Here is an 11,937-nt window from a genome sequence, read left to right on the forward strand (position 1 = left end):
CCGTTGTTCATCTAACCTATTGTAAGTAGATCACCTTTTGTTATGTATCTTAATATTGAACTATTTTGATGAAAAACACAAGTACCCTCTGTTTCCAGAGGGCACTTTTATGTTTATTTTCTATAGATTACAGCTTATCTATACTTAGTTCCATCAGGTTGGCATTAATTACAACTCCGGTCTGTTTCATAAAATTAAATCCCAGAATTCCGTCAATCTCTAAACCGTAATCCATATTTCCTATTTCAACTTGAAAATCATTAATCGTTGTTCCATCTACAGTTATAGAATCGAGCGACTTGGTATAAACATACTCTATACCGCCTACACCTCTTATAATATCAACGAGATCATCCTCTTCAGGAACCATTCCTACTTCCCGAACTGCATCTGCATTCAGCAATGTACTAGCTGATCCGGTATCCAAAAGGACTTTTTCTAATTGTAGTACTTCTCCTCTAAATTCAAGTTTTATGCTTATGAAGGGTAGACCATAAATCTCTGAAATTTTCATCGAGGACCTCTCATGCCAACATACCGTTCTCTTGCCACAACTTCTGGACGTGAAGTGTGAAAAAAGCAGTATTCCCGTCTGGGATCTTCTTGATGCAATTCACCATAACGTTTTAGTGCCTTTGTAGAATCATCAAATGAATCAATCACTGCCATCTCTTCAATGTAACGCTGGCCTTCTCTAGAGTACGCCTTGGTTGCCTCAAAAACGACCCATTCGTTAGGGAATCGCTCCTGAACTTCCTTCCATTGCATAGTGACACCTCCAGACCATAAGATAGAAATATTATATCATGTGGAAACAGTATTCCACGGGCTGACATTCTAAAATACATAGATTTTTAGAGCATTGCCTGTAAATCTATTATTTCTTCCTCCCGATGTACAGCAAATGCGACGAGATTCCCAATATGGAAGGGTCTTTGGCGGCTTCAATCATATATTGCATGAGTTCATCATACTCGCCACGCTCTTTCCAGTATTGCTGCTGCTCGTCCGTGAGCATCGCTCTAAGGCTGGATGAACCAATCAAATCAATGGTTTCAAATCCATGTTGCTCCATGAAGGGCGTAACGTCCTGAATATTAAAATAGTATGCTCCCGTAAATCGTCCTTGATCCCGATGATCGAAAATACCTTTTTCCACAAAAGAAGAGATCGCTGCCATATTATCATTCGGCTTCCAATGCTGCGGGGATTGCAGCGAATTGATACTCATGCGCATTCGGCTCTGCATGGCTACAAACACCACGCCCCCTCGCTTGGTCACACGGTACAACTCCCGTACAGCAGCCGTGCGCTCTTCGTCTGTCTGCAGATGATATAACGGGCCCAGCATAAGGGACGCATCATAAGTCTCGTCAGCCACACCGGAGAGAGAAGTGGCATCGAGTACATGGAACCCATCGAATTGCTGTGCCAAACCAAACTCCTGAGCCTTTTGCCTCGCAGTATCCACGGAGGAAGGTGTCAGATCCGATAAAGTGACCTGATACCCCAGCTTCGCAAGCTCCATGGCATACTTTCCTGGTCCTGCGCCATTATCCAGAATACAACCAGTAGCGGGGAGATGTTCCCTGATGTAATGCATGTTAATGATGAATTCAATTGGTTCCCGCTCCAGTCTGCCCCACTCATCAAACCCGGAATAATATTCAATAATATGATCTCTCTTCATCGCTCTGACACCTGCCTTTTCTCATATGTAGACTACTCTTCCATGTTCAAAAAATTAAATTCCAACCAGTATATATCCACTAAATATTTCCTGTCAAACAAAAAACGTTCAATTCCCGTTGAATGCGGAACTGAACGTTTCTCAATCATATCTTATATCTTTTTCACAAACTCAGACTTCAACTTCATTGCACCCAAGCTGTCGATCTTGCAATCAATATCATGATCCCCATCAATCAGGCGGATATTCTTCACCTTGGTGCCCTGTTTGACCACAAGCGAACTACCTTTTACCTTCAGATCTTTAATGACCGTAACGGTATCCCCATCACTTAGCACATTTCCGTTGGCATCACGGATTACTTTTGCATCCTCAGCGTTATCATTGTCTGCTTCCAAAGACCATTCATGCGCGCACTCCGGGCAAACCAACAGGTTACCATCCTCGTACGTGTACTCTGAATTACATTTGGGGCAGTTAGGCAAATTAGACATATGTATTAAACTCTCCATTCTACGATTGGCATTCCCGCAAGTATACGGGATTTCGGCCGTATATTCCATACGCTTGGTCACTGCATAGATGGATTTAAACCAAATTTAAGGTTCATGCATCCCTCACTTTAAGGGTAACTACTTATGATGTAACTAATAGATACGCACTACACATACATGAATTTTAATGTCTCTATGAATTGTTATTATATTTAATACCAAAGGAGTTCCTGCTCATGTCCTCATATGTTTTCCCTGTGCAAACGGCTTTTTTAATCTTTGTTGTTGCGGCCATGTTTTTGCTGGTACCGTGGTTAATCTATGGGTATCGTAAAGACGGCTTCTTTAGCTGGTCACGGTTTGGCATCAGCTTTTCCTTTATCTTTTATATTCTGGCCGCCTATTGCCTCGTCATTCTCCCTTTTCCGACTACGCGAGATACCTGTGCGCAGCAAGCCGCTGACACGATCTACTACAATCTGGTTCCATTCACTTTTGTCAAAGACATCATGAAGGAAACACCCATTGTATGGTCTCAGCCTTCCAGCTATCTGAGCATGATTCAGGGCAGAGCCTTTCTGCAAGTTCTATTTAACGTCCTGCTTCTCATGCCGCTGGGTGTATATTTCCGTTATTTTTTTCAAAAGAGATCATTCTGGAAGTACGCCCTGCTTGGTGGATTAGGGCTTTCCCTATTCTTCGAGATCACTCAAATCACCGGATTCTACGGGTATTACAATTGTCCTTACCGCCTGTTCGATGTAGATGATCTGTTATTGAATACTTCGGGAGCAGTCATTGGATTCTTCACAGCGCCCATCCTGCTTGCTTTATTCCCATCACGTGCAAGCATTCAGGCGAAGAGTGAACAGATCGTGGAGCAAAACCGAGTGTATGCTATGCCTCAATTGCTCGCGTTAATTATGGATGGAATCATTGTTGTCTTCCTTTCGAATCTAATCTCCATCTTTACAGCGTCTGATGTGATCAGTGATGCGCTAAGTACATCCATTGCTATGGTCATTGTGCTGTTCTTCATACCTTGGGTGCGAAATGGGGTAACTCCAGGCTCGGCCATCTTGCGATTCCGCTATGTGAATCGTCAGACCGGCACACCTACCAGTGAATCGTTATTCAAAAGATTTGCCGCACTTTACACGCCTTGGTTCGTGATTACAATCATCGGCTGGGTCAATGATTATGCCTTCACCAGTAATGAGGATGTTATGCTCCGGCCTTATCAAATATTGCTTTCCCTAGGAACAGTCGGTGTCTATATGTTGGTCTATGCCGTGCTCTTTATTCATATTTTGATCGTGCTTTTCTCCCGTGGAAAACGTTCCTTCTACTTCGATGAGGTGTCCCGCACACGTGCCTCTCGTAAATAATATTGGAGGATAACAAGGTATAATGTACCTCTAATTCGTGCTTACGTTCTGCTTACTTCGTTAGTCAGATTACAAAAGGAGGACGTTCATTCTGAGAATGAACGTCCTCTTTTGATTAGGCGCATAGCAGATATTTAGAGTATTCAGACACAACAATCAACCTGGATTATAACCCCAACAGCTCTCGCTTGGCTGCATCCGGATCATGTACAACCTCAATCTCATGGTTGAAGATTAGTGTCGCACGATCCTGCTCATATTCAGGCCAGTTCACACCTGCAACTTCAGGTTGGCCATTCTTGGCAAAGGAAATCCAGGCATCCTGTACCTTGAGAGCAAGTGCCGCCGCAGCTTCATCCGGCTCCGCATTCATGAATTTGAGGACATGCAGTGTATTAAACACAAAGAACATTTCGATGCTGTGAATCGCTCTTTTTAACAAGGGATGTTCCGGCATCACCCAATCAAATCGATACATCCACACCGGGGCGTATTTCTGCTGTGCCGCAGCATATTGTAGCGCTGACCGCCAGAAGAACATATCGGTCATCACTTGGGCTTGTCCATCTGCCGTTTTTGGATAACTATCCGCGATGGCTACCCGGTTCTCCAGATCTGGCGTCATAAAGTCTACGCCCTGAACCATATCGATCTCTTTTGAATAAGGCACATGTGGCTGGATGAATAATGCACCCTCGTGTAATGTCGTACCAATCAGCACCGGAATATCCTGCGCTGAGCCTTCGCTCACCGCCTGAAGTGGCACCTGTGGTAATGTATGCCCATCCAATACAGGTTGGAACAATAATGCCATCCCTGCCCCGCTCTGCTGTTTGACCTTTTCACCAGCTGCAATAATCTGCTCTACAGGAATTGTATTTAACTTCTGCAGGTTGTCCCGGTCCACCCCAAGAATCTTTAACATCCCTTCCCGCAACGCTGAAGCTTGCTCTGCCGGCATGAACTGGGATGCACCGCTCTCCATAATGGCACGTTGGAAAAGTCCTTTGGCCGCTGGCATCGCCATCAGTGCTGCAATACTCATGCTGCCTGCTGATTCGCCGAACACCGTAACTTGATCCGGGTTACCACCAAAAGCAGAGATATTATCCTTCACCCACTGTAATGCCGCAACCTGATCCAGCAGACCTGCATTGGATACATATGAATCACCTAATGGAGCCATATGAAGGAATCCCAAAGCTCCTAATCGGTAGTTGATCGTCACAACGATGACGCCCCCCCGAACCGCTAACTGTGTACCATCATACATCGGCTGGCTACCTGAACCTGATACAAAGGAGCCGCCGTGAATCCATACCATGACCGGCATTGGTGTTGCCCCTTTTTCCTTAGGTGCCCAGATGTTCAGATATAGACTATCTTCTGACTCATTCGGAATTTCTGTCTGGCCTTCTGGTTGATGATTTCGAGGTTGTATATTCTCAGGTCCAAATTGAGTGGCCTGTCTGATTCCATCCCATGACTCGGGCTGTACCGGAGCCTTGAAACGCAGCTCACCTACCGGGGGTTTCGCATAGGGAATTCCTTTCCATACGCTTGCATCGTGCAAAAGTTCGCCTTGAACGGTACCATATGTCGTTTGAACCTGAAGTTCTCTCATGCCGCTTCTACTTCCTCTCCGTAAATAGGTTGAATTAACGAGTAAGTGCATATCATGTGTACTTATTTGAGTATAGTTTGTTGTCATACCTATTTACAACTTTACCCAACTCTAGCCTCCCCTGCTACGTTTCACGTGGAACTTTATCGGTGGATGATCTGATACATACCTTTAAGATGGACACCAAAAAGGCCACCCTTTGAGCAATGTCATCAAGTTTAACTTGTCTTAATGGCATTGACCCTTAGCATGACCCTTTCCCGTTGACTATCCAAATAACTACCCTTTTACAGGATAACGCACCGTAAACTCAACACCCTCGATCCATTTGCCCGCGACAAAGTCCCTTCCCTTCACAACAACTCGATCCTTATAAACCTCCACATGAAGTCCATCACTGCCCTCCAGATGCTCATCCTGATCTGTCCAGAGATAACCTACAGACGACGCATTGAACATCGTTGGCATCTGGCCTGCACCATCGTACATCGTATGCTGCGCCTCCAGTTGCCAATGAGTGTGACCCGAGAAGAGGATCGCTTGCGGGTATTGGGCCAGAACGGCCTTCAGTTCTGCATCCTGATTCACACCATACCAGCCTTGTTCCTTCATCGATCCTGCCACCGTATCCATAAGCGGCTGGTGCAAGAAAATGAAGATGGGATGTTCTGGCGTTGCACGCTCAGACAATTTGGCATCCAGCCACTCCAATTGTTCAGCCGACATATCACAATCCTTCGGATGAGGTTGCTCGGTGCCCAGGAAAATATAATGATACCCATCAATCCAGTGATCGTGGTATGCGCCCTTCATACCTGTTGTCCCTTCAAAATCACTTAATCGACGCTGCCATAACCCTGCGACTGTAATGGGGTCCACTCCTGAAGAGATCCGTCCCCCATCCTGACCCTCCTGCTCCGAAGGTGCAGCAGACAACGTATAGGTTCCGCCGGATAGTTTCTCAATTAGTGCAGCTGATTCAGCAGCGGTTTGTTTAGTGACCAGCTCCATATCTGCTCCCTGCTCCAACAACTCGGCTACTTCATCCTCTTTCATCTCAAGCAAAACGATCGGCGGATCTTGCCATACCACGGCTCCAATATCATGATTACCTACCGTGTACCGAATGTCCGGCAAGCTCTCCGCATGTTGCTTCCATATGCGTTGCAACTCACGATATTCGCTCGGCAGCCCCCGATCCGTTACATCACCCACATGCATAATTCCGCTGCTCCCCTGACTGAATGTAGCTATGTCGGCTAATGCTTGGTCCAGATGCCGGTTATGAATATGGTCTGCCTCATCTCGCACATGTGTGTCCGTAATGACCTGGAAGCTGGCAATAGGTTGCTCCGGTGTATGTTCATTTTTCATCAAGAATCACTCCATTTCAGTCCAATAATGCCAATCAGAATAAAACCGATCCAGACCATCGACGTGAGCCGCAGACGTTCACCAAAAAAGTAATGCCCCACAACGCCAATGAGCGTAATGCCCACCCCAGACCAGATCGCATAGGCTACAGCCAGCGGCATATACTTCACTGCAAAATTAAGAAAGGTAAAACTTGCGCCATAACAGACAAACATCAACACCGAAGGCCATAACCGCGAGAATCCATCCGATACCTTTAGCAAAATGGTAGCACTCAGCTCCAGCCCGATGGCCAGTGCCAACAGTACCCAGCCCAGGTAGGCATGACTGTTCGTCATCGATTCAGCCCACCATTCAGCAATTCATGGAAGGATTGAATCGTTCTGTCCGCCAAGCGGATTCTTCCCGGTTCTCCAATCCCAATCCGGTATCCTGCACCAGCGGCTCGTGCCATCTCCATATCTCCGTCCGTATCTCCAATGACCACCGTATTCTGCACCGATACACCCAACCGTTCACAGGCAAGCAGTAGCATATCGGGAAAAGGTTTGCCCCGCTCCACCAGATCCGTACCAATCACCACGTCAAAGAAGGAGTCCAGCCCCATCCACTGCAAATGTTTAACCGCACTTGGTGTATCATCTGCTGTCACTACACCCATAACCATCCCTTCCCTAAGGCACTGTTCAAGGAATTCACGAACGCCCGGTAACGGATGTGCCGGACGATGCTGCTCCATCTCTTCCTCCGCTCGCGCCAAACACTCCCGGACCATAATCTTGGATTCCGCCCAGCTGAGACCCGCACGATATCCATGCCAAGTTAGTACGGCATACACTTCATCCATCGTGCCCATCGCAAGTGGCCCACGCACATCATACCCATTCATTCGGCCTTGGTCATCGTGGAATGTACCCCATATCTGTGGGAATTCATCTGTGTCGATACGGAGTCCTCTGGTCGCTAACTGTTCTCTGAAATCGTTCAACACACAATCGGTCCAGAATCCCCACATGCCTGTAAAATCCAGCAACGTCCCGTCCTTGTCGAACAAAACGGCCTTAATCGGATTTAGTAATTCATCCATATACGATTCATCTTGCATCGGTTAAACTCCTTGTCTGCGATCTTTATGAACGGAAAGGACGGTACAGCATATGTACCGCCCTTTTCGCATGAGTTACTTATAGCAATACGTTTTGCTTGTTAGTCGAGCTGCTTCTCGACCAAATCACGTGGAAACCGTTCATCACTATCATTATTTCGTTACACGATCCAGTTCTTTCTGGGCTTTTTCCTTCGCTTCCTTCAGCGCCTGCTCCGCTGGCATATTATTGATCTGCACCTGATCAGCTGCATCTTTCAATGCATCATTGATCTTGCCACCCGTTGGATCCTGGAATGGAGCCGAAGCGTGAGCTGCCTGTTGCAGTGGTACAGTGATCTGTGGATTTTCCTCACTGAATTTCATGAACTCTGGATCTTGTTGAGCCGATTGACGAACTGCAATATATCCAGTGTTCATGGACCATGAAGCTGTGTTTGAAGTCTCAGAGAAATACGTAAGCCATTGGTATGCTGCCTGTTGTTGTTCAGGCGTTGCAGCTGACGGAATACCTGCCGAAATGGCACTTGCTACCGGTTTTCCTTCACCAATACCTTCCCAGCCTGGTTGTTGCATTGCAGCGACTACGCTGAAGTCCAAGTCACCTTGGTCACCACTAGATCCGGTGTAACCTGCTGCTTTATTTTTCATCACATCATCAATCGTTTTGTACCAATACTCCCAGCCCTGACCTCCATAATGAATGCCCATAATCTTGTCTTCGTTAATCCATTTACGGAACAGTTCCCATGTCTCGATCCATTCCGGGGAATCAATCATGACGGTTTTGCCATCGGCGCTAAGAATCTGTCCGCCCTTACCCAGCACGGCATCAATCATATTGTCGCTACCCCACATCGGTTCCCAACCGTAGAAGGTGGTCTTGTCATTCTCTTGCTTGCTCATCTTCGCCGCAGCCTCAGCCAGCTTCTCCCATGACGTCAGAGTTGCTGGGTCGATTCCGTTCTCCTTGAACGTATCCATGCGGTAATACATGATCTGAGTTGTACCGTACATTGGCAAAAAGTATTGCTTTCCATCCACCTGTCCCTGGTTCAGGAATGTCTGAATGAAATCGTCTTTCTTAAAATTCGGATCAGCGGCAATCATCTCATCCATGGGTGCATAATATCCTTTGCGTGCCCAGTCTATATTGGAGCTGAGTACAGCGGCTGGAACCTTCTTGGAAGCAATTGCTGCTTGCAACTTCTGTTCCGTTTCCGTGTAATCTGCTTGTACAATTCCTTTTACAACGACTTCGTTCTGGGAGGCGTTGAACGCATCAATCGTCTTTTTCATGTTATCGCCCAGATTACCACCCAGACCATACCAGAACTCAATCTCCACCGGATCTTTCGCCTGAGCTTCGGTTCCACTGGCAGCAGCCGTCGTGCCTGATTCTGCGGGTGCTTGTGTTCCACAAGCGGTCAGCAGTGCAAAGCTGGTCGCGAGTACCAGCGACATGCCACCCTTCCAGTTCAACCTCAATCTCTTTTTCCATGTCATGCTTGCTTGACTCCAGTTCATTGTCGTTCCTCCCGTTTTAGGTGAATGGTAATTCATATCAGTTCTTGTTCACACCCGCCGTAATATTCACGCTCTGCATGATGGTCTTCTGGGTGAACAGGAAGAGAATAAGTAGGGGGGCGATGGTAAAGGCACTCGCAGCCATAATCTGTGGCCAAGCAAGTCCATATGCCCCACCTTCTACAAAGAAACTGCGCAGACCCGCCGATACCAGCTGCAAGTCAGGGTCTTTGGTGATGAGCATAGGCCAGAAATAGTTGTTGTACTGTTCAATAAACGTAATCAGAACCATCACGGCAAAACTTGAGCGAACAAGCGGCGTGATAATTGTCCAGAGAATCCGGAAGTGGGAAGCACCGTCGAGCTGTCCAGCTTCCACCAATTCGTGAGATACCTGCATGAACGCCTGCCGGATCAGGAAGATCGAGAACACGCTGACACAGTTGGATACAATCAAGCCTGTATAGGAATCCAGCAGGTTAAGTTCACTAAGTACCAGGTAACTAGGCAGATACACGGCTGTGCTCGGTATCATATAACCCACCAGAATCAGGGATGTCAGTACACCTTTGAGACGAAATTTCATATGTGTCAGGGCGTACGCCATCATACTGGAGTTGACGATCTGAAATAGACAGATGGCTAAGGCTACCCCGGTACTGTTCAGGATGTAACGGGCAAATGGTGCCGCATTCCAGGCGTCTACATAGTTGCTCCACAGGAACGTCTCCGGCCAGAAGGTCGGCGGGAACTGCCAGATCTCATCATTGGTTTTGAATCCGCTAATGACCATCCAATAGAAGGGAAAGGCTGTACCCAACGCGATAATGGCTAACAGAAGGTAGCGAATCAATTTACTTATTTTAAAATTCGGTTGTGACACGTTCTGCAACTCCTTGCGCTTCATCCGTTTAGACTTTTTGTTGGGCAATGTCATTGTCATTAGTAGTGCACCAGACGTCTGCCAAGCAGGAAGGATACTCCCGACAGCAGCACGCAGATCAGAATAATCACAACGGCGATGGACGAAGCTTCACCTACGTTAAAGGATTCGAATGCAGACTGGTAATACATGTACAGCAACGTTCTCGTTGATCCCGCCGGTCCACCCTGCGTCATGACATTGATCTGGTCATAGGCTTGCAAGGACTGGATGGTTAGAATAATTGAGAGGAAAAATGTCGTTGGTGAGATCAGCGGCAGTGTGATACTTCTGAACTTGTCCCAACCGTTGGCCCCATCAATTGAAGCTGCTTCGAGCAGATCGGACGGCAGATTTCGTAGCGCAACGAGATAAAATACCATCGCCCATCCAATCGATTTCCAGAGCGTAACGATCAGAACGGCAACCAGTGCCCAGTCTGCATCACGTAACCACCCGATCGGAGATACGCCTACCCAGCCGAGCATGAGATTGGCAAGTCCCACTTCGGGCTCGAAGATCCACGACCATGCAATGGACACCGCAACCGTCGGTGTAACCCAAGGTGAGAAGAGTAACGTCCGGAAGATGCCGGATGATTTGATCTTGCTATTCATGAGCATCGCAAGTGCCAATCCGCCCACAATGGTTGGGATTACACTTCCAAGTCCGAATAACAAGGTGACTTTCAATGACCGATAGAATTCAGAGTTTGTCAGCAGATAACTGTAATTGTCCAACCCAACGAACAGCTTGTCCGGGCTCATGAAGTCCCAATCGGTGAAACTGAGATAAACGATATATCCCAGAGGTCCCAGCCAGAAGATCAGCAACGGGATTAGAGCTGGCAGCGTAAATAGGACCGCCTCAGACTCCCTCCATAGTTTTAAACGCAAATCCCCCACTCCTTACTGTCCAATTTTTCTTTAATGATTGGGAATTTTTGAGTATAATCAGCTTTATATTTATTCTGTACAAAATTGATTGTACACTCGTATTGAAAATTCTAATTCCGGCTTATGTTAAAATTGGAGCAAGTCATGTAAAATATGAGGCAGCTAGTGGGATCGCTATCATAAACCAGAGGTGACATTGTGGGAAAAGAAACCGCCGGGAACCCGAATCATTCTTCGTTACCTGATCGGCATGCGCTGAGGGAGAGAGTTATTGAGGCCATCGCCAATACGATGGATCTATACGGGGTTAATCATACGTTTGGCAAATTGTACGGCATCATGTATTTTGAGGATCGACCGATGACACTTGAAGAGATGAAGACCTCGATGAATATGAGCAAGAGTAACATGAGCTATGCGGTTCGTTCGCTTACAGAATCACAGATGATCTATAAACTGGAGGAAAAGAAGGATCGCCAGGATCAGTATCTGGCTGAGACTGACTTTTATCGCACATTCCAGAATTTCTTCGGAGCCAAGCTCCAACGGGAAGTAGATGTCATGTTAGAAGGCATTCATGAGGTCATTCCTGACCTGTCGGCAATGATCCTTTCGGAACATACCTCTTCTGAAGATCGAGACGATGCACTGCGTGATCTGCACAAACTCCAACATGCGGAGCAATACTACGTCTGGCTACAAGGATTTGTGGATCAGTTGCGGGACGGTAAGTTTTACGAGAATGCTGCACACACGCCCGATAAAGAGTAGTACAACTGCGTAAACAGAATAACTAATGGGTGACCCAGGCGCTAACGAACCTAGACGATCTGACGTACCAATGTTGAGTCACACTAAACCGCAAAAAGGAGCTGTTCCTAGCCAATGTATGGCTTTTGGAACAGCTCTTTTTTTTA

13 protein-coding genes are annotated in these 11,937 nt (G+C 46.8%); 2 read left to right on the top strand and 11 right to left on the bottom strand.

Annotated elements, in window-relative coordinates:
• Window positions 1-127: 127 nt before the first annotated feature.
• The 4 genes from ACETMN_RS32380 to ACETMN_RS32395 all read right to left on the bottom strand — a co-directional run bounded on the left by ACETMN_RS32380 (window position 128) and on the right by ACETMN_RS32395 (window position 2,184).
• Window positions 128-514: a retropepsin-like aspartic protease gene (locus ACETMN_RS32380; protein WP_341129712.1), complete on the bottom strand. Its 387-nt coding sequence runs from the start codon at window positions 512-514 to the stop codon at window positions 128-130.
• Entirely contained in the window at window positions 511-768 is a 258-nt protein-coding gene (locus ACETMN_RS32385; protein WP_074092774.1) for a hypothetical protein, read from the bottom strand. The genes ACETMN_RS32380 and ACETMN_RS32385 overlap by 4 nt, the downstream gene beginning before the upstream one ends.
• Before the next feature lie 109 nt (window positions 769-877).
• The gene (locus ACETMN_RS32390) at window positions 878-1,690 is read right to left on the bottom strand and encodes a class I SAM-dependent methyltransferase (RefSeq protein WP_411735575.1); all 813 of its coding nucleotides are present in this window, start codon (window positions 1,688-1,690) and stop codon (window positions 878-880) included.
• A 152-nt stretch (window positions 1,691-1,842) separates the two neighbouring features.
• Window positions 1,843-2,184 (bottom strand): zinc ribbon domain-containing protein YjdM, encoded by a 342-nt coding sequence (locus ACETMN_RS32395; protein WP_017691576.1) that lies wholly within the window; start codon window positions 2,182-2,184, stop codon window positions 1,843-1,845.
• Window positions 2,185-2,420: 236 nt separating this feature from the next.
• Between ACETMN_RS32395 and ACETMN_RS32400 the strand changes: the two genes are divergently transcribed.
• Entirely contained in the window at window positions 2,421-3,572 is a 1,152-nt protein-coding gene (locus ACETMN_RS32400) for a VanZ family protein (protein WP_091012398.1), read from the top strand.
• A gap of 166 nt (window positions 3,573-3,738) precedes the next feature.
• On the opposite strand, the gene ACETMN_RS32405 is transcribed toward ACETMN_RS32400, so the two are convergent.
• From ACETMN_RS32405 to ACETMN_RS32435, 7 genes are all read right to left on the bottom strand, one after another.
• Entirely contained in the window at window positions 3,739-5,196 is a 1,458-nt protein-coding gene (locus tag ACETMN_RS32405) for a carboxylesterase/lipase family protein (protein WP_091012396.1), read from the bottom strand.
• A gap of 279 nt (window positions 5,197-5,475) precedes the next feature.
• The gene (locus ACETMN_RS32410; RefSeq protein WP_411735576.1) at window positions 5,476-6,570 is read right to left on the bottom strand and encodes a metallophosphoesterase family protein; all 1,095 of its coding nucleotides are present in this window, start codon (window positions 6,568-6,570) and stop codon (window positions 5,476-5,478) included.
• Window positions 6,570-6,908: a DMT family transporter gene (locus ACETMN_RS32415; RefSeq protein ID WP_083684565.1), complete on the bottom strand. Its 339-nt coding sequence runs from the start codon at window positions 6,906-6,908 to the stop codon at window positions 6,570-6,572. The genes ACETMN_RS32410 and ACETMN_RS32415 overlap by 1 nt, the downstream gene beginning before the upstream one ends.
• Entirely contained in the window at window positions 6,905-7,675 is a 771-nt protein-coding gene (locus ACETMN_RS32420; protein WP_256974900.1) for an HAD family hydrolase, read from the bottom strand. The genes ACETMN_RS32415 and ACETMN_RS32420 overlap by 4 nt, the downstream gene beginning before the upstream one ends.
• Window positions 7,676-7,828: 153 nt before the next feature.
• On the bottom strand, window positions 7,829-9,202 hold the full coding sequence (locus tag ACETMN_RS32425; protein ID WP_091012393.1) for an ABC transporter substrate-binding protein: 1,374 nt from the start codon (window positions 9,200-9,202) through the stop codon (window positions 7,829-7,831).
• A gap of 37 nt (window positions 9,203-9,239) precedes the next feature.
• The gene (locus ACETMN_RS32430; RefSeq protein ID WP_223199815.1) at window positions 9,240-10,085 is read right to left on the bottom strand and encodes a carbohydrate ABC transporter permease; all 846 of its coding nucleotides are present in this window, start codon (window positions 10,083-10,085) and stop codon (window positions 9,240-9,242) included.
• A 59-nt stretch (window positions 10,086-10,144) separates the two neighbouring features.
• Window positions 10,145-11,020, bottom strand: coding sequence for a carbohydrate ABC transporter permease (locus ACETMN_RS32435; protein WP_036671737.1), 876 nt, complete (start codon window positions 11,018-11,020; stop codon window positions 10,145-10,147).
• 198 nt (window positions 11,021-11,218) lie between these two features.
• On the opposite strand from ACETMN_RS32435, the gene ACETMN_RS32440 reads away from it, so the two are divergent.
• Window positions 11,219-11,791, top strand: coding sequence for a GbsR/MarR family transcriptional regulator (locus ACETMN_RS32440; RefSeq protein WP_091012392.1), 573 nt, complete (start codon window positions 11,219-11,221; stop codon window positions 11,789-11,791).
• Window positions 11,792-11,937: the final 146 nt, after the last annotated feature.

This window comes from Paenibacillus sp. M2, from assembly GCF_046713495.1.
GTDB lineage: Bacteria > Bacillota > Bacilli > Paenibacillales > Paenibacillaceae > Paenibacillus > Paenibacillus amylolyticus_B.